This is a genomic window from Pseudomonas fluorescens, from assembly GCF_902497895.1.
Lineage (GTDB): Bacteria > Pseudomonadota > Gammaproteobacteria > Pseudomonadales > Pseudomonadaceae > Aquipseudomonas > Aquipseudomonas fluorescens_BP.
On sequence record NZ_CABVHQ010000015.1, the window covers coordinates 84,923 to 102,850 of the forward strand.

Sequence of the window (17,928 nt, forward strand, 5' to 3'; positions counted from 1 at the left end):
TACCGACTAACGCCGATGAGCCAGCAGATGCCGCCTAAAGGACATGACAAGAGTTTCAGGCGCTCCCCACATCCAGCAGTCCAGCTTGGTAATCCGTCAACAGGTCGTTAGACAGAGCGCTGCTCATGGGCCCTGAGGGCACATTCATTACAGGCAGCGATTTTCTGATGGATGGCGGCGTCACTGCGGCGTATTGGTACGGCGATCTGGCTCCCAAGTAACGTTGAAGTACCTGTGCGTCCCGTCTGTGAATCCAGCTCGCCAATCAAGGGCACGGCCGGACGCCGCGGATGCGGTTGCGGATGCGGATGCGGATGCGGTTGCGGTTGCGGCCTGGAATGTCAGCCGCCGCCGGGCGGTGTGGCAAGTTTTGAACACTGACTTACACTGCGATACACCCAATGCGAACGAATGACTGTTCAACGGATCGATAGATCCCACGGCAATCCGGGCATCACGTAATGATCTGGGTGAAGCCAATATGAAAACGGTCACGGCCCTTTTCACCTGTCTGCTCGCTGCCAGCGTGTGCGCGGCGACGAGCACCTGTGCAAATGCTGCATCCCCTTCGGCAATCTTCAAGACCAGCTTTGACTGCGCCACGACAAGGGCATCCGTCGAAAAGCTTATCTGTCGCGATCCGCAACTGGCGCAGATGGATATCGAACTGACGCGTCTTTATCGCCTGGCGCTCACGGATGAACGCTCAGTACCGCGTCCAGACAAGGTCATAATCGACCAGCAGTTCTGGATCGAGGCCCGCAATCAGTGTGCCTCCGAGACTGCGCCCAAGGCGTGCACGATCCGCAGTTATGCCGAGCGCGCGCACCAGCTACGCCAAGGCTCGGCAATTGTGAGAACCAAGGATCCAGACAGACTCACCGAAGGCCCCCTGGTTTTTCGTTGTACGGGGTTTAACGCGCTGATTGCCGCCACCTTTTTTAACACCCAGCCTGGTGTCGTGTACCTGAAATGGGCGAACACCTCGATCACCCTGAGCCAGGTGCAGAGTGATTCAGGAACCCGATACACGGGTAAGGATTACCAGGGGAACTACAGCTTCTGGCAAAACGCCAACGGGGTCCTTTTCCAGAAACCAGGTTCAGTGGAAATGAGTTGTACGGCCGAGCCGGTCGGCTGATTTCTCTGGCGCAAGTAGCCTCTGAGGAGCCAAAGCATGCTCACCCAACGCCCTCTTCTGTTCGCTCTGCAAGGCAGTGAGCACTACGCGAACCGCGTGGCACAACGGCTTGGTTGTCAACTGGCGCTCCACGAAGAGCGCAACTATGAGGATGGCGAACAGAAATGCCGACCGCTGGAGCCGGTCAACGGCCGTGAGGTCGTTGTGTTTCACGCGCTGTATGGAGATGATCGGCAGAGCGCGAACGATAAACTGTGTCGCCTGCTCTTCTTCTGCGGCGCGCTCAAGGATGCCGGTGCTTGCCAGGTCCAGGCGGTGACTCCCTACCTCTGCTACGGGCGCAAGGATCGCCGCACCCAACATCAGGATCCAACAATTACTCGTTATCTGGCGGCCATACTCGAAACGTGTGGCGTGGATCGTCTGGTCGCATTGGAGGTGCACAACCCGGCGGCGTTCGACAACGCCTTTCGCATTCCCACATGGAATTTGCAGTGCGCAGAATTGTTCGCCGAGTATTTCGCCGGGCTGGTCGGTGACACCGAGGTGGTTGCGGTTTCTCCCGACACCGGTGGTGCCAAGCGCGCCGAACACTTTCGCCAGGCCCTGGAGCGACGACTGGGCCGCCCGGTGGGCGGTGCGCTGATGGAGAAGCACCGGGATCAAGCCACGCTCACCGGCACACTGCTGGTCGGCGAAGTCCTGGGCAAGACGGCCATCATTGTCGACGACCTGATCAGCACCGGTAATACGCTGATGCACGCTGGCCGTGCCTGCCAGAAGGCAGGTGCCGTTCGCTTGCTCGCTGCAGCCACCCATGGTTTGTTCACCGGTGGCAGTGATCTGCTCGACAGCCCGCTGTTTGAACGGATCACCATCTGTGACAGCGTGCCGCCGTTTCGCCTGCCACCCGAACAGGTGACGCAGCGCTTGCACGTGCTCGACACTACGGCCATGGTTGCCACGCTATTGGCTGAAAATGGAGCCTGGGTTTCAGAGGATCGGCCCCTGCCCCTCTGAATCCAGGCGCGACTTTCGCCTTCTCTGGGCGCCCATGAACAACCACGCGTCGGACACCATCGGCAGGCTCCTGCGCAATTGATGCAGATCAAGCCAATGAACCCGCATTGCACCACGATTGGGTAACAGCCAATCACCCAATGCGTCATGGCTGCCGGGTACGACCGCAGCTCTTTGTGCCCATACGGGAGTTACCGCTGAACCACGAAAGTTTCTCCAGCAATATCATGACTTGAAGGAACACAAGGAAAAGTATTCAACCTTCCAGTCCTGTCAGAAGGAATGTAGCCATGACCTTGAACAATTCCATCAACCTGAGCAATCAGCTCTTCTTTGAAGCAGATCAACTCAGCGCTCAAGCCTACGCGCTCTTGAGCAAGCAACCTGTTACGACTCAGACCCTGCAAATGTTTTCCGAAATGAAAAAACAGGCTGATGAACACTATCGGCAAGCCAGGCAGGAGTGGTTGCGTACCAAGGATAATATTTCACTCCCGATAGTCCGTAACATTGCATAAGCCGCGCTGTGGCCATAATAATCCGGGACGCGACCGTATTATCATGACCAAGACGGTGAGCAATAGAACCTATCAGGAGTCCCACCATGAGCTATCGCGAGAACAAAACGCAGGCCCTTGCTGACCTGGAAGAAGCGACAGATGACATACGCCGGACTGACAATCATGCCGAGCGCCTGGAAGCGTTGTACAAGGCTCAGGGCATGCTGTACATGCTCTGGCGTATTGATTGGGTGAACAGCGATGACTTCGAAAAACTGAAGGTCAAGCTTCTCCAGGCGGATGCGGATGCAGTGCGGCAGATAGAGGAAACAGTGAAGCCCGCGTGAGCGCGAATGGCGAATTGAAAGGTGTCCGCCCGGCATCAGTCGCCACGATGGTAACGCCGGGGGTTTCACTTGCGCATCCCTATCCGTCGACGCATGTCAGCGGTGATGGACTGTCGGGTTTTCTTCAGCTCGGCCCAGGGTCCGTCACCGACGTCGACCAGGCGCTCATACACGTTGTGCAGATTCCATTGATTACCCCCTTTGAGTTCCGCGACCTCCTCGCGAAAGATCGGTACCGAGACCGGCAGCCCTTCGCGAGTGCGCACGGCGTAGGCACAGATCGTGGTAGCGCCCAGGCCGTTGCGCAGGTAGTCGATGAAAATTCGCCCCACCCGATTTTTTGGTCCGGATACCGCGGAAAAACGATCCGGTAACAGCTGGGCCATGTGACTGACTATCGCGTGGCTGAAATCCTTGACCTCGTCCCAGCCAAGTTTGCGGGTGAGCGGCACGACCAGGTGGATGCCCTTCCCACCACTGGTCTTGAGGAATGCCTTGAGTCCCAGTTCATCGAGCACCGCAAGGGTCAACTGTGTCGCTTCGACCATACTTTTCCAGGGCAATGCGGGGTCGGGGTCGAGATCAAGGACAAATCGGTCGGGCTTGTCCAGGTTGTCAGAGGTGGCGTTCCAGGTGTGCAACTCCACCGTGCTCATCTGCACCGCTCCAACCAGGGCTTCGATGTTATTGATTATCATCACGGGCTGCCCGGTGACGTCTTTGTCCAGGGTTGCGATCCCCGGAATAGCCAGACGCTCGGCGTTTTTCTGAAAGAACAATTCCCCGGCAATGCCTTCAGGTGCCCGAACCAGCGCCACCGGCCGATCCTTGAGCTGAGGCAGGATCCACTCGGCGACGCTGGCATAGTACTCGGCCAGTTGCACTTTGGTGGTGCCGCTGGTGGCATCGATGATTCGGTCAGGGTGAGTGATGCGCACTTTGCCGGTACCCGACGCAGCCTGGGTCGAGGCGGCCTTGGCGGGTGTTTTTTTCGCAGCGCTGGCTGGTTTTTTCATATCCTTGGGCCGCTCCTCAGTAATTTCCCTGGCAGGTTTATCGTTACGCAGGCCATGAAATACCGCATGGCGTACCGACCCCTCCTTGGTCATTTCGGCATAGGCGACTTCCGCCAACAAATTCGGTTTCAGCCAATGCACGCCTTTAGCCTCAAAACCGCTCGGTGGATTGACCACAGCCGGTTTTTTCGTCTCCAGAGGTTTGAGTTGCTCGTGGATGCTCTTGAGGGTCGCTTCGTTAAAACCGGTCCCCACCTTCCCCGCATAGCGCAATTCGCCGCTGTCTATGTCATGCAAGCCCAGAAGCAACGCCCCAAAGGCACTGCGCGCACCCTTTGGTTCGGTGTAACCGACCACCACAAACTCCTGTCGATTTTTGCACTTGAGTTTGATCCAGTCACTGCTGCGCCGGGACACATAAGGCGAGCCAAGATGTTTGCCGATCAACCCCTCCATCTGCATTTCGCAGGCACTGTTCAGCAAGGCTTGCGGGCCCTCGCCGAATGACTCGGAGAACCGCAGAAGTGAATCTTCGTTGAGGTTAAGCACCGTCGCCAGGGCGGCCCTTCGTTCCTCCACAGGCACCTCTCGCAGATCAACGCCATTGAGGTAAGGCAAGTCGAACAGGTAGTAAACGATGTTGCCACTGCGACCCGAGTCAAAGGCGTTTTGCAGGGCCTGAAAATCCGGGACTCCCTGCTCGTTGGCCACCACCATTTCACCGTCAAGCCAGGCCGATTCAAGACCAAGGCCAGCCACGGCCTCTGCCTGTCTGGGCAGTTTGTGAGTCCAGTCGTGACCATTACGGGTGAACAGCTGGATTTTGCCGTGATCGATGCGGGCCATAATTCGATAACCGTCGAACTTGATCTCATAGCTCCAGTCGCCGTCCGGCGCGCTGTCGACCAGTGTCGCCAGTTCCGGCTTGAGCAGCTCCGGCAGTCTGGCCTTGCGCGCGCCGGTCAATTGCGGCGCTTTGTGCTTTTGCGCAGGGGCCGGCTTTTTTTTGATGGGTTTGGGTGTGTCCGTGCCTCGCGCCCTGGGGAGGATCGTGCGGTCGCTAAGGACGCTGTCCGGCTCGGCCTTGACCACGTCATACTCTGCCTCGGGCTTCGCCGCACTGTCCTGATGCTTGATCAGAAACCATTGCTCTTGCTTACCCGGCATGTGGGTGCGCACCAGATTCCACAGGCCGGCGAGTTTTTCGCCCTGCAACTCGAACTTCAAACGACCCTTTTCATAGGCTTTGGCCGGATCTTCCTGGGGTATCCACACACCGCGATCCCAGACAATCACATCGCCGGCGCCGTAATGCCCTTCGGGAATACTGCCCTCGAATGTGGCGTAATCCATCGGATGATCTTCGACGTGCACCGCCAGGCGCTTTACCTTGGGGTCCAGAGACGGCCCCTTTGGCACCGCCCAACTCTTCAGCGCGCCATCGAGTTCCAGGCGAAAGTCGTAGTGCAGTCGAGAGGCCGCGTGCTTTTGAATACAGAACTGCAAGGCGTGCGCGGTTTTTTTCGAGCGCTTTGCAGATTGCTTCGCCGCAGGCTCGGGCGTGGCGGCGAAGTCTCGCATGCGATTGTAGTCGTCCAGATTTTTGCTCATGGTTCACCTGCGACTCGGACTGGTCAGGCTTCAAATGGCGAATTTCGGCGATGTGTCGGCAGGCTCAGTCAGCGGCTGCACATCGGCACCGAGCAGCAGAATGAACCTTGCGGGGTGCTCTTTAAGTTCGTGCGACCTACTCCTCAAAGCGCCCCGTGGCGTCACGATCGCGCTCGTATCGTCTCGTGAGCGGAAACGCCGGCAACCAGGACTCGCGACGGACGATCCAGCTTTCGTAGGTGGGCATCAGTTGGTCAGGGGCATCCAGGGATCCCAGGTTCACTTCGATTTCGTCGGCGGTGCGTGCGAAAATGGACGAGCCGCAGCGGGGACAGAAAAACCGCCCGGCGTAGTCGCGTGTTTCGCCATCGATCGTCACCGCATCCTGAGGGAACACCGCGGACGCGTGAAAAAGGGCGCCATGATGCTTGCGGCAGTCGAGACAGTGACAAAGACCGACCCGGTATGGGAGTCCCGACGCCTCAATTCGGACATTACCGCACAGGCAACCGCCCGTGAATCGGTCCATGCTGCGTCTCCTCTGAATTCAAACGGTCGGAATGTTTGCATGGATGACTGAAATTCCAGGATAGCCCTGGGGGCAATCTTTCTGGAAGATCAACGCTATCTCAACACGCCCAGGCTTTCATCAGGGCTCCCATCGGTCCATGGACCGGATCGGCCAAGGGCATGGACACCTCGGCTATGCGCGTCATCGACGCATTGTGGGTCGCCCGGGCTGGCCGCTGGATGTCATAGTTTTCCTGGCCTGTGGGATAGGCGCCCACCACCAGGAAGTCAGCACTCTGTTTCAAGCTGCAGTGGCCGGTGCCGGCCGGTAGCACCAGGACGTCGCCCTCTCCAATATTCAACTCGGCGCCAGATGGACCGCCAAGCATAAGCAGAGCCTGGCCGCTGACTACACCCAGCACCTCATGGGCCGTTGAATGATAATGGTGATAATCAAAAACCTGGGCACGCCATTGCGCCGGCCATTGATGGGAACCGAACAATACTTCGAAGGCGCCAGCTTTGTCGGTGCGATGCAATGCCACCTGACGATACAGCAGCACCGGCAGGCGACTGTTGGGCGTTTCCCCATCGTCGTTGAAGTACAACTGCCTGGGTGATTGCATGATGGACCCACTCATATCAACGATCTCCATAGCCAGTAAAGTCAGCCCCCAGCCGCGAGAATCTACCTCTGCGTCTTTGCCAGGCACCGTCGCTCCGATAGGGCGTGCGAGGGCTACTCCCAACGGCCACCCGCCAGTTCGCAGTCTTTGCGTGCCTGTGGCAGATGCGCGGTCTGGTAGTAATAGGTGACCACCTGCGCGCCTTGGGGAATGTTCAGCGCATCCTGCCCGGGTACCTTGCTCGTCGAGTGCGGATTGGCCAGACCCTCCTGGGTCAGTGTCGCGGTGCAACGGCCCGCCGAGCCGGTCTGGCATTGTGCGACCCGGCGCTTTTCACTGGTGAGCATTTCCTTGCTCTCGTTGCTGCATGACCAATCGATCGCATCCGGCGGCACACCGGTGAACTGGTAACAGGTGTGGGTTTCAACACTCGGCACTGCGCTGCTCTGCGAGCGGGTGACAACATCGCAGGCAGCGCCATGGCTGTAGCTGCTGACCAGCATGGCCAGCCCGAGAATAAATCTGTGCGTGTTCATGTCTGCCTGCCTTGACGCTTGCGGCTGTGCCGAAGACTGGCACCGGGACGCCGGCCTTCGGCTAACCAGCGGTTATGGATTGGCCTGACTACCGCCATGCGCTGCGGCCAGCGCCTTGGCTTTCTCCAGGTGCTCTTGCAAAGTGGGCAATGTCTGTTTGGCAAAGGCCTTGAGCTCGGCATCGGTGCCGTCTTTGGCATAATCCTGGAACAAGCCGATGGCCGCTTCGTGAGCATTGACCTGATTATTGGCATAGGCCTGGTCGAAGGACTTGGCATTACGCAACTCAAGGATCATCGCTTTGGCTTTGTCCATCAGTTCGGCATCGGTGGAGACTTCGAGCTTTTTGCTGGTGGCCAGTGCCGTGAGCTTCTCATTGGCCTGTCCGTGATCCTTGACCATCATCTCGGCAAACGCTTTGACGTCGCTGGATGTGCCCTTCTCCTGGGCCAGTTTTCCCGCCTCGACTTCGGCAACGCCTTTGGCCGACGCCTCTTCGACAAAATCATCAGCATCCTGGGCCGCATGCACGGCGCCAGCAAGTGTGAAAGCCAGAGCGAAAGCGCCGCTGCGCAACAGAGTATTCATTATGAAGTCCTCGTCTCGTGGTTCCGGAGTTGTTTTGGTTACCGCTATCTGTTCTGAGCTCCGGGATTTTGCAGAGGTTCATCTTTTTTCTCCGGGATAATCGCGGCTGTGGTAATCGGTACCGCGCGAGTCATCGTTCATTGAATTTCCTTACGCTCTCACCTGCCAATGCGCGTTGATGGAAGTATGGCAACAGCTTCAATGCATGTTCTGCGGCCATTAACTGAACCTGACAGCGCGACCCGAAAAACCGATATTTCTGGCTGAACACGCTTCGCTCTCGTTCAATCTGGTAGGCCCACGCGAAACAAATGGTTCCAGCCGGAATGCCGTCGACATCCTCCGGGCCGAGGATCCCGGTGGCCGCCACCGCGACATTGGCGTTGCTGTCACGCAACGCTCCCACAACCATTTCGCAGGCGACTTCACAACTGGTCAGATTGAACGTCTCGATGGTTTCAGGGCTCACGCTCAACAGGCGCTGTTTCGCTTGCGGGGAGTAGACGACATAACCGCTTTCGATCAGTTCGCCGCTGCCTTCTATCTCCGAAAGCAGCGTGACAATTTTGCCGGCCGTGCAGGATTCGGCTGTCGTCAGCAGCAAACTGTGCTCGCGCAAATAATCGATAGTAGAGGCGGCAATGGACATGACAGTTTTTCCGTTGGATTCTTGGGGTTGACCCCTACTGAATCCATTCATTCCAAAAATTGCAGATCTCATGGCAGCAGTCTTGACATCCCTTCATCGCTCTCCATTCGCGAAGACAGACTTGCTCTGTAGACGCAATTTACCTATAGTTGTATCTGAAGATACATGATGAGGTAGTGGACATGACAGTAGCCCTCCCAGCACCAGGATTTACCAAGAGCCAGTGTGTTACGGGTCTGCGAGCAGCTGTAGGCATACTCGAAAAATGGGCTGCGTCCAGCGATCAGGCCTGCCGTATCCTGCGCATTTCTCGCAGCACGTACACACGCGCCAGGCAGCGCGATCCCGACTGGTCCGTGAGCCTGGATTCAGACCAGATGCAGCGCATCAGTTTTGTTCTCAATATCCACGCCGCTCTGCGCCTGGTCTTTGATAACCCGGAAAACGTCTATGGTTTCCCGTCGATGGCGAACGACAACGAGTTTTTCAACGGGCGTACCCCGCTCGAGATCATGTCTCAGGGGGATATGATTTCTCTGTACGAGACGTTTCGACGGATCGACGTACTACGAGGCGCGCAATGGTGATGGTGATGGTGAGCCAGTTGGCAGAGCTGGCGGGTGAGCAGTTGCAGGCCTACCGACTGGTCAATTCAAAGTTTCCGCCTATTGCGTTGTTCGATGACGTTGCGGACGCCGACGAGTTTGAGGATCTGTATCAGATCCAGGCGCTGACTAATCCAAGGCTGCAAAATGAGACGGGACGCCTTGAGTTGATACCGCGAGGGGAGATTCCCTTCGGTATTCCTGGCTGCTCTTATGCCACAGCGCCTTTCACCCACGTGAACCCGGCTGGTTCGCGATTCAGCGATGGTAGCTTTGGTGTGTTGTACCTGGCTGGCTCAATGGAAACGGCGCTGGCAGAGGTGCAGCATCACCAGAGTCTGTATTGGTCGAAAGTCCCGAGCCTCAACTATGAGCGGTTTGTATTCCGGGGTCTCTCCTGCTCCTTCGTGGACGCGACGATGAAGGATGCCGCATCCATCCCGATGACAGATCCTGTCTACGCGCCTGACGATTACGCGCAGTCCCATCGCTTGGGCAGGGCAATCAAGGATGCAGGGTGTCCCGGTCTTCGTTACAACTCCGTTCGTATGCATGGCAGCTACTGCTGGGCGCTGATGACCCCAAGACCCGTCTCATCAATTATTCAAACAGCCCATTACGAGATGATCTGGAACGGTCAGATCACCAGCATCAATAAAATCAGCGAAGCCTGATCGCGCTTTTGGGGCGCTTCAAGCCTGCAATCCAATGGACGAATGGCCGAACCGCCCCCCGTCGCGCAGTCCTGAGGTTTAACGGGGCCCGCCGGTTCCGGTGCTACGCTTTTATTTCGTTGAATAGAATCAAAGCGATGTCCACCAAAAACTCACTCCCCAGACGCTCGAAGGTGCAAGCATGACGCGCAGCCTGATTGGTGGCATCACCGTGGCGATTGTCGGCGCAATGACGTATGTATTAATCCAGTGGGGGACCGCCGAGAACCAGAAACGGGAGGCTCTGTGTGGAGAAGCTCAGCAGTCCCTCAAAGGCGTGGAAATCCGAGCGCGGGCATTGGCTGCCGGATTGTCTTTAGAGGCGTACGACAAGGATGAGGAAGCCAAAGTGGCGGCTCTCATCAATGCTCTCGACGCCGCGACCAATGAAGCTGAGGTTAACGCAGTCATAGAGGCTCACGCTGCCGCCATAGAGGCGCAGGCTGCTGCTATTGACGCTGAGGTTGATACTCGAGGCGATCAACTATTCCTCGAACAGCGCCTGATGAAACAGCGGATACCTGCCGATGTTAAACAGGAACTCCAACGCGCCGCGAAGGCAGTAAGTGTTGCTTGTGATTAGTTCGACTCCAGGTACTGACCACCGATCCACTCCATCGACATGGGCTGGCCAGGATCCCGACTGCGATAAGGGCCAAACGTCACTCATCGTCACCTGGCGATAAATACGTTCAATTTGATACAATTCAATTCAAATCAATATGCCATCATTGAGCCGCTACCATCAGCTCTTCGTTGCCCGAGCCGGCCTGCCCCTACACAGAGCAGGTTGCGCCCAAAAAAAAAATAACAACAGGTCAATCAAGAAGGTACTGCAATGAACGACACGCGGGTGTCCCATCTAAACATAGCCTGCCTGAATCTGGCGCTTGAACGTAACAACCAGCTGTTCAGCGAAGCCCATCGCTTGAGTTGCGCCGCCCTGGATATTCTGGATCGGCCCTACCTGGATACGGAGGTGTTCAGCCAGTACCAGGAAAGGCGCCGATATGCCGATCTCAAATACCATGACGCCATCGAGCACTTGCGATTGCTCATGACGCACTACCCTGTCCCTCCCTCGCCCGACATGACAACATGAGGCCGCCGATTTCGCTTGAGCGGTAAAGGATGTCCGGTTTAACAGGGAGTTGGGATCGTCATGTATAGAATGAGTTCAGGCTATGCCGGCATGCTGGTGAATACGCTTTCGGCGCAAGGACTGGATGTTGCCCGTCTGTGCCAGGAAGCTGGACTTGATATAAAACTCGCGGACACACACGGAACATTCTGCGAGCGAAACGCTATCTACCGTCTATGGGATCTTGCGGCTCAGGCCTGCGGCGATCCGGATATTGGTTTGAAGGCCTACGACAATTTCCATCCCGGCATCTTCCAGATCGTCGGCTACACCATGATGTCCAGCTTGAACCTGAAAAAGGCCCTCGAGCGCCTGGTTCGTTTCAGCCCGTTGATCAGCACGGGGTTCAGCCTGTTTTTTGTCCAGGAGCAGCAGCATTACCGCCTGGCCGCGCTCGACCACCAGCAACCCGGTTCGATCAAACCGCGGCAGTACACCGATGCCAGCCTTGGTTCGCTGCTGGGTTTCTGCCGCTGGCTGACCGGTGACAAATCATCGCGACCGCTGAGTGTGGAGTTCAGCTACCCCCAACCTGAAGACATCCGCGAGCATCAACAGCTGTTTGGCTGTGAGCTGCGTTTCGGGGCGGCCTATGACAGCATCCTGTTTGATGGCCAGGAACTGCTGCGTCCGTTGAGCATGGCCAACGAGAAGTTGGCCACGCTCCATGACAGCTTTGCCGAAGCTCAGCTGGAGCTGTTATACGGCTTCACCATCGTGTGCAGGATTCGTGCGCTGATCACCGTGCGCCTGAGTCAGGAGCAAGGGGCCCAGTGTGATATGGAATCGATTGCGGCCGCGCTGAACATCAGCAAGCGAACGCTGCAACGGGCACTCGATAAGGATGGCACGCAATTCAAGGATGTCCTTAACGATATGCGTCGGCAGTTGGCCGACTTCTACCTGCGGCATTCCCGTTTCAATATGAAGCATGTGACCTATCTGCTCGGGTTCCACGACCACAGCAGTTTCCACAAGGCCTGTTCCCGCTGGTTCGGCATGACCCCAGGTCAGTATCGAGCCAACGAATCGTCGCTTGAGGCCAGGGAAAACAGGATCCGTCTAGCCGGCTAAGGAAGGTTCCTGCCCATATTGGTTTACTTCTGGCCACCGGCCTGGCTCTCGCGGATGTACACAATCCCACCGTAGGAGCTGCCGAAGGCTGCGATCTTTTGATCTGGACGCGTTCCCTTTGTAGGAGCGAGCTTGCTCGCGATGAACTCAAGGGCGGCGCGTTTATTCAGAAAACACCCGTTATCGTTAACGTCCATCGCGAGCAAGCTCGCTCCTACAGGGGGTTACCCGGCCAGTCTGTTCAATATTCAAGTCAGGGTTTAACGCTCATGCACATAGGTGCCGGGGGCGGCCTCCATTGGCGGGTGGTTCTGGTTGCCCAGCGCCATCGGAGTGTCGGTTTGCTCACCCGAGCGCGCCTGAATCCAGCCCAGCCATTCCGGCCACCAACTGCCCTCGTGCTTCTGCGTGTCGAAATACCAGGCACGCGGGTCGGACGGCAGCTTGTCATTCTCCAGGTAGCTAGCCTTGGGATTACCTGGCGGGTTGAGGATGCTCTGGATATGCCCGCTGTTGGATAACACGAAGCGCCGTTCGCCACCAAGCAGCCGGGTCGAGCGATAGACCGCGTCCCAGGGCGTGATGTGGTCATTGATCCCGGCGATGCTGAAGCTGTCGACCGTGACTTTCTCCAGGTTGACCGGCATGCCGCAGACCTCCATGCCGCCAGGACGCGTGAGTGGATTGTGTTGGAAGAAGTCCAGCAAATCTCCATGCAGGGCGGCCGGCAGGCGGGTGTTGTCGTTGTTCCAGTAAAGGATGTCGAAGGCCGGGGGTTGCTTGCCGAGCAGGTAATTATTGATCCAGTAGTTCCAGATCAGGTCATTCGGACGCATCCAGGCGAAGATCTGGGACATGTCGCGACCCTCCAGCACGCCTTTGCGACAGGAGCGCCGCCTGGCGGCTTCCAGGGTTTGCTCATTGACGAACAACATGGCTGAGCTGTCGATCTGACTGTCCAGGAGGCTGACCAGGTAAGTTGCGCTGGCGACTTTATGCAGTTGTCTTTTGGCTTGCAGGTAGCCTTGTAGCGCGGCGATGCTCAGGCCGCCGGCGCAGGCGCCCATCAGGTGGACCTCTTTGCAGCCGCTGACGGCGCGGGTCACATCGAGGGCTTTTTCGATGGCCTGGACATAATTCGATAGACCCCACTCACGATGGCTGGCGTTCGGGTTGCGCCAGCTGACGATGAACACCTGTAAGCCGTTCTGCAGCGCGTACTGAACGAAGCTCTTCTGCGTGCTGAGGTCGAAGATGTAGTACTTGTTGATCTGTGGCGGCACGATCAGCAGCGGGCGGGCATAGTGTTTTTCGCTCATCGGCTGGTACTGGATCAGCTCCAGCAGCTCGTTGCGAAACACCACGGCGCCAGGGGTGGTGGCGATATTGCGGCCGACCTCGAAGGCTTGTTTGCTGACCTGGCTGGGCAGGCCGCCATTGTGCCGCAGGTCGTCGAGCAGATGACCAAGTCCCTTGAGCAAACTGGCGCCGCCGGTGTTGAACAGCTCCTTGACCGCCAGCGGGTTGAGCGGGCTGTTGGACGGCGACAGCGCATCGCCGAGCTGGGCCAGAATGAAACGCGCGCGGGCTTGATCGTCGGCCGTCAGGTGGCTCTCGTCGATCCAGGCGTTCAGTTGCTTCTGGCATGCCAGATAGGCCTGCAACCTGCGGCGGTAGAAGGGGTTGAGGTGCCAGGAGGGGTCCTGGAAGCGCGCATCCTCGGCGAGGGATTGGTCCGATGTATCGCCGAACAACACGCGGCCCAGTTGACCGCCGAGGGCAAGAGCATGGCGGGCGCTATGGATCGGCTGCTTGATGCCCTGCAGCGCCAGGGTACGCAGCGTGGGCAACAGATTGCGCCCACGCAGGCCGAGGGTTGCGCCTGGTTTTGCCTTCACAAAGGACGCGGGAATGGGCGAAACGCCCGCCTCTGGTTTCTTTCCCATGGACCAAACTCCATCGTCGTCATAGAGACAAACAGAAAGGACTTGTACCCACGCACGCCAAACTGCCGTGCGGAGAACAGCGTGAGCGGCTGTTCGCAGGACCATTTAGTCGATTGCAGAACGCCCGACCCCAAACTTGAGCACCAGACAAATAAGTTAATAACTTGTTTTATTTCAAGTATTTACAAAGATTAATCAGGTGATGCTCTACGCCAAAGCAGAGGCCTCCCCCCGATTGAACCCGGCAGCAGAGAAGCGCGAGGACTCTCGGATACTCGCTATGACCGCCAAGTCATTAATCGACCTGAGGTTCAGATTTAAGCAGGCGATCTCTCACATGCAAGCGAAACATATACTAATCCGACGAGCCGTGAGCTATCCCATCCGCCGCGCTACGTCCTCCCCACCGGGATCAACTCAAACACTGATCCGAATGGATTCCATCACTGGTCGTATGCGGTCAATCGGACATACTTATGGCTGTTCATGAACGACAAAAGGCAAGACGCCGAGTTGAATTACACCCGCACCCAAGGCCAGGTGTTCACCGCGATGATTGATATGTACAAGGCGACCGGCGGAGGTTGGGTTGCCGAGGCTGCCAGACTGACGGCCACTGATGTGCCCCCGTCAGCGAGCAGCGGCAAACCGCGGCAATGAGCGTGGTGCAGATCGCTGGTCATTCTTTCCTGTAACCGCGATCCACGTCCTCCCGGTCCCCCCCATCCCTCCAATCCACCGGATGGGTCTCGAGATAGCTCCTGACGGCGGCGCCTATCGTCGGAAAGAACGCCGTTTCGCCAAACCGCGCGAAAAGCCCGAAGCGCTTCAACTTGTCCTTGACCGGGTCCTTCATCTCGGCCACGCATAACTTGATGCCAGCCGCGTGCAAGGTTTCGTCCAGTTCGGCCAGCATATCGGCGGAGGTCACGTCCACGCTGGTGACCGGTTCCGCTGCAACGACCAGCCAGCGCACTGGTGTAGGCGATGTCGCCACTGCGTCCAGCACTCGATCATTGAACAGCTCGGCGTTGGCAAAAAACAACGGCGCATCCCAGCGAAACAGGACCAGGCCGGGGATAAGGCGCGCGTCGGGATAACGCTTGATGTCGTGGTAGCCCTGGACGCCTTCGGCGCGTCCCAGAACCGCAGAGTACGGACGCCAGCCATCCCACAGGAATTCGATGACAGCAATCACGATGGCCAGGCCGATGCCCTCAATCGCGCCGAGCACGGCCACACCTACCGTACACACGATTGACAGCCAGAACTCCCAACGCTGGATGCGATAGATTCGTCGCAGGTCGGTGACCTCGATCAGGCCGATGGCCGATGCGATCACCACCGCCGCCAGTGCGCTGGTGGGTAAGTTCTGCAGCAGGTCCGGCGCTACCATCAGCAGTAAGGCAACAGCCAGCGCGCCGACGACTCCGGTCAGTTGCGTTCTGGCGCCTGCAGCCTCGGCAACGGGTGTACGTGACGAACTGCTGCTGATCGGGAAGCCCTGAAAAAATCCCGCGGCCAGGTTGGCGACGCCGAGCCCCACCATCTCCTGGTTCGGGTCGACATAGGTACGGGTCCGCGCCGCATAGACACGCGAGAGCACGCTGGTGTCGGCGAACGAGACGAGAGCGACGGCGCAACCGCCGATCAGCACGGGGACGATATCGGCGCTGGTGATCCAGGGGATGGCGAACGCAGGCAGGCCTTGGGGAAGAGAGCCGAGGACCGCCACATTAGCGCGCGCCGCAAGGTCCAGCACGCCAACGGCGACGGTCGCTCCTGCCACGGCGATCAGGATGCCCGGCACGCGCTTGTTGCCCTTGAGCAGCAGGATCACCGCCAGGGTGGCTGCGCCGACCATGAACGTGGTCCAGTTGGTTTTTCCATCCATCACCGCTGTGGCGATGGCCCATAGGTTTCGCAGCGGTCCGTCGGTTTCGATCGAAAAGCCGAAAACCTTGGGCAGTTGGCTGATCAATACCGTCAGCGCGATCCCGTTCATGTACCCATAGCGGATCGGTTTGGAAAGCAGCTCCGTGACGAAGCCCAGGCGCGCTACGCCGGCCAGGATGCACACCGTCCCCGAGACGATCGCCATCATGCCCGCAAGGGCGACTGCGCGCTGCGGGTCGCCGCCGGACAGTGGCAGGACGACGGCGAGGATGACGGCAGCCAGCGAGGAATCCGGGCCCAGCACCAGAATCCGGCTGGGTCCGAACAACGCATAGGCGAGCAGCGGAACGATGGTCGCGTAGAGGCCATAGATGCCGGGTACGCCCGATGCCACCGCGTAGGCGATGCCGACGGGCACCAGCATGGTGGTCAGCACCAGTCCGGCCACGATGTCGTGTCGCAACCAGGCCACTGGGTATCTGCGCAGCGTGCGCAGTCCCGGCAGCCAGCGGCCCCAGCCGGTTTGATCGTCGCCCGTTTGCCGGCGCGCAATCCGGCCAGGCTCCGGGAGGGGGGGCGAAGAATCCGGATGGCTCATAGGACTGTAGCCCTTTGGTGTACAGCGCAGATTTGCTTAAATGTACCGGTCAGAATTTTTCGGGGATTCGCCTGAACGGATAATCCGGTTCGCGATAGCCGCCTGGCTTCTGCCGCTTGGGCAACGTGACCTTCTCGCGCGGCACATTCTTGTACGGGATGCGGCTGAGCAAGTCGGTGATGATGTTGAGGCGGGCCCGCCGCTTGTCGTTCGAGTTGGCCACCAGCCACGGCCCGTGCTCGGTATCGGTCGCCTTGAACATGTCGTCACGTGCGCGCGAGTAGTCATACCAGCGGCCGTACGACTTGAGATCCATAGGGGAAAGTTTCCAGATTTTGCGTCCATCCTTGATGCGCGCCGCGAGTCGGCGGGTCTGCTCCTCCTGGCTGACTTCCAGCCAATACTTGAGCAGGATAACTCCCGAGTCGACGATGGCACGCTCCACGAGGGGTACTGTTTTCAGGAAACCGACCACCTGCTTTTCGGTGCAGAAGCCCATTACGCGCTCGACGCCCGCACGGTTGTACCAACTGCGATCGAAGATCACCACTTCGCCAGCCGCGGGCAGGTGCGGCAGGTAGCGCTGCATATACATCTGGCTCTTCTCGCGATCGGTCGGCGCAGGCAACGCCACCACTCGAAAGACCCGCGGGCTCACCCGTTCGGTGAGCGCCTTGATCGTCCCGCCCTTGCCGGCGCCGTCGCGCCCCTCGAAGACGATACAGACCTTGATGCCCTTTTGTTTCACCCACTCCTGCAACTTGACCAGTTCGACATGCAATCGACGCAGCTGATCAAGATAGTCTTTGTTGGTCAGTTTCAAGCTTTCAGCGGAATTACGCTTAGGGGCGCCCTTCTTATCCTTTGCCATGACCAAGCCCTCACAAATGCCAGTCGCTGACTACCGACAGATCGACCCTGCAGGTGCAGCTATCAGCTCGCAGATCGCGGATTGCTTCAAGCAAGGCGCCGCGTCAGTGGTGGACGGACCCTCTGCTCTCTACGTTTGACCCCGGTAACTAAACTGCGTGAGTTTAGTTCATGACCCGACTATCGACATTGTTGCTATAGGTTCTTCACATGCACTCCCCTCATCCGCCGAGCGCTATGATCGCGGCGATTAGTCCCGTGCCGGTGACTGCCAGCGCCATCCCGCCCTGCCACGGTTTTGCACCTGCGTATTGCGCAAGAATCCAACCGGCCATGAATAGCACCACGAGTCCGACCAGGTTGGACACGCGTACGGCGAGAGCTGTCTGGTCGAGCAACAGGAACGGCACCACGAGCGGGAATGTCGAGAACACGACCAGCAGGAAAACGCCGAATGCGCCCTTGAAGTCATCCCGGCCGAGGCGCGGCGGCACCGACATGGCGGGGGCCTCGACCAGGCGGCGGCGCAGCAATTCCAGCC

The 17,928-nt window shown here is 58.2% G+C and carries 20 protein-coding genes and 2 pseudogenes; 11 read left to right on the top strand and 11 right to left on the bottom strand.

The genetic code is table 11. The annotated features are described in order from the left end of the window. Positions 1-116: 116 nt before the first annotated feature. From F8N21_RS30825 to F8N21_RS10220, 5 genes and pseudogenes are all read left to right on the top strand, one after another. Positions 117-221 (top strand): annotated as a pseudogene (locus tag F8N21_RS30825) (short-chain dehydrogenase); the annotation flags it as partial. A gap of 260 nt (positions 222-481) precedes the next feature. Beyond that, a complete protein-coding gene (locus F8N21_RS10205) occupies positions 482-1,141 on the top strand; it encodes an MliC family protein (RefSeq protein ID WP_150642000.1) in 660 nt (219 codons plus the stop codon). 36 nt (positions 1,142-1,177) lie between these two features. Beyond that, positions 1,178-2,161 (top strand): ribose-phosphate diphosphokinase, encoded by a 984-nt coding sequence (locus F8N21_RS10210; protein ID WP_150642001.1) that lies wholly within the window; start codon positions 1,178-1,180, stop codon positions 2,159-2,161. Positions 2,162-2,451: 290 nt separating this feature from the next. Continuing rightward, positions 2,452-2,679, top strand: a complete 228-nt coding sequence (locus tag F8N21_RS10215; protein WP_150642002.1) for a hypothetical protein — start codon at positions 2,452-2,454, stop codon at positions 2,677-2,679. An 86-nt stretch (positions 2,680-2,765) separates the two neighbouring features. Then, positions 2,766-3,008 carry a hypothetical protein gene (locus F8N21_RS10220; protein WP_150642003.1) on the top strand — a complete coding sequence of 81 codons (243 nt, stop codon included), beginning with the start codon at positions 2,766-2,768 and terminating at the stop codon, positions 3,006-3,008. A 65-nt stretch (positions 3,009-3,073) separates the two neighbouring features. Here F8N21_RS10220 and ligD read toward each other — a convergent pair whose 3' ends face one another. The 6 genes from ligD to F8N21_RS10250 all read right to left on the bottom strand — a co-directional run bounded on the left by ligD (position 3,074) and on the right by F8N21_RS10250 (position 8,544). Next, positions 3,074-5,635 (bottom strand): DNA ligase D, encoded by a 2,562-nt coding sequence (gene ligD, locus F8N21_RS10225; RefSeq protein ID WP_150642004.1) that lies wholly within the window; start codon positions 5,633-5,635, stop codon positions 3,074-3,076. Between the two features lie 136 nt (positions 5,636-5,771). Beyond that, positions 5,772-6,164 (bottom strand): GFA family protein, encoded by a 393-nt coding sequence (locus F8N21_RS10230; RefSeq protein ID WP_150642005.1) that lies wholly within the window; start codon positions 6,162-6,164, stop codon positions 5,772-5,774. Positions 6,165-6,264: 100 nt separating this feature from the next. After that, positions 6,265-6,786, bottom strand: coding sequence for a cupin domain-containing protein (locus F8N21_RS10235; protein ID WP_150642006.1), 522 nt, complete (start codon positions 6,784-6,786; stop codon positions 6,265-6,267). 98 nt (positions 6,787-6,884) lie between these two features. Then, positions 6,885-7,307, bottom strand: a complete 423-nt coding sequence (locus F8N21_RS10240; protein ID WP_150642007.1) for a hypothetical protein — start codon at positions 7,305-7,307, stop codon at positions 6,885-6,887. Positions 7,308-7,379: 72 nt separating this feature from the next. After that, complete coding sequence (locus F8N21_RS10245) at positions 7,380-7,895, bottom strand: DUF4142 domain-containing protein (RefSeq protein ID WP_150642008.1); 516 nt, start codon at positions 7,893-7,895, stop codon at positions 7,380-7,382. A gap of 130 nt (positions 7,896-8,025) precedes the next feature. Further along, on the bottom strand, positions 8,026-8,544 hold the full coding sequence (locus F8N21_RS10250) for a CinA family protein (RefSeq protein WP_150642009.1): 519 nt from the start codon (positions 8,542-8,544) through the stop codon (positions 8,026-8,028). A gap of 182 nt (positions 8,545-8,726) precedes the next feature. Between F8N21_RS10250 and F8N21_RS10255 the strand changes: the two genes are divergently transcribed. From F8N21_RS10255 to F8N21_RS10275, 5 genes are all read left to right on the top strand, one after another. After that, positions 8,727-9,131: an antitoxin Xre-like helix-turn-helix domain-containing protein gene (locus F8N21_RS10255; RefSeq protein WP_150642010.1), complete on the top strand. Its 405-nt coding sequence runs from the start codon at positions 8,727-8,729 to the stop codon at positions 9,129-9,131. Beyond that, positions 9,131-9,823 (top strand): RES family NAD+ phosphorylase, encoded by a 693-nt coding sequence (locus F8N21_RS10260; RefSeq protein WP_150642023.1) that lies wholly within the window; start codon positions 9,131-9,133, stop codon positions 9,821-9,823. Before F8N21_RS10255 ends, F8N21_RS10260 begins: the two co-directional genes overlap by 1 nt. A gap of 181 nt (positions 9,824-10,004) precedes the next feature. Continuing rightward, positions 10,005-10,445, top strand: a complete 441-nt coding sequence (locus F8N21_RS10265) for a hypothetical protein (RefSeq protein ID WP_150642011.1) — start codon at positions 10,005-10,007, stop codon at positions 10,443-10,445. 255 nt (positions 10,446-10,700) lie between these two features. Further along, positions 10,701-10,964 carry a hypothetical protein gene (locus tag F8N21_RS10270; protein WP_150642012.1) on the top strand — a complete coding sequence of 88 codons (264 nt, stop codon included), beginning with the start codon at positions 10,701-10,703 and terminating at the stop codon, positions 10,962-10,964. 60 nt (positions 10,965-11,024) lie between these two features. After that, positions 11,025-12,077: an AraC family transcriptional regulator gene (locus F8N21_RS10275; protein WP_150642013.1), complete on the top strand. Its 1,053-nt coding sequence runs from the start codon at positions 11,025-11,027 to the stop codon at positions 12,075-12,077. A gap of 23 nt (positions 12,078-12,100) precedes the next feature. On the opposite strand, the gene F8N21_RS10280 is transcribed toward F8N21_RS10275, so the two are convergent. Beyond that, positions 12,101-12,283 carry a hypothetical protein gene (locus tag F8N21_RS10280; RefSeq protein WP_150642014.1) on the bottom strand — a complete coding sequence of 61 codons (183 nt, stop codon included), beginning with the start codon at positions 12,281-12,283 and terminating at the stop codon, positions 12,101-12,103. 54 nt (positions 12,284-12,337) lie between these two features. Next, positions 12,338-14,023 carry a class II poly(R)-hydroxyalkanoic acid synthase gene (gene phaC / locus F8N21_RS10285; RefSeq protein WP_150642015.1) on the bottom strand — a complete coding sequence of 562 codons (1,686 nt, stop codon included), beginning with the start codon at positions 14,021-14,023 and terminating at the stop codon, positions 12,338-12,340. 486 nt (positions 14,024-14,509) lie between these two features. Between phaC and F8N21_RS30430 the strand changes: the two genes are divergently transcribed. Next, positions 14,510-14,683 carry a hypothetical protein gene (locus tag F8N21_RS30430; RefSeq protein ID WP_191624278.1) on the top strand — a complete coding sequence of 58 codons (174 nt, stop codon included), beginning with the start codon at positions 14,510-14,512 and terminating at the stop codon, positions 14,681-14,683. A gap of 19 nt (positions 14,684-14,702) precedes the next feature. Here F8N21_RS30430 and F8N21_RS10290 read toward each other — a convergent pair whose 3' ends face one another. From F8N21_RS10290 to F8N21_RS10300, 3 genes and pseudogenes are all read right to left on the bottom strand, one after another. After that, positions 14,703-16,517: a SulP family inorganic anion transporter gene (locus F8N21_RS10290; RefSeq protein WP_150642016.1), complete on the bottom strand. Its 1,815-nt coding sequence runs from the start codon at positions 16,515-16,517 to the stop codon at positions 14,703-14,705. A gap of 49 nt (positions 16,518-16,566) precedes the next feature. Further along, positions 16,567-17,388 carry a polyphosphate kinase 2 gene (gene ppk2, locus F8N21_RS10295; protein WP_150642017.1) on the bottom strand — a complete coding sequence of 274 codons (822 nt, stop codon included), beginning with the start codon at positions 17,386-17,388 and terminating at the stop codon, positions 16,567-16,569. A gap of 220 nt (positions 17,389-17,608) precedes the next feature. Continuing rightward, positions 17,609-17,928, bottom strand: a pseudogene (locus F8N21_RS10300) (hypothetical protein); the annotation flags it as partial.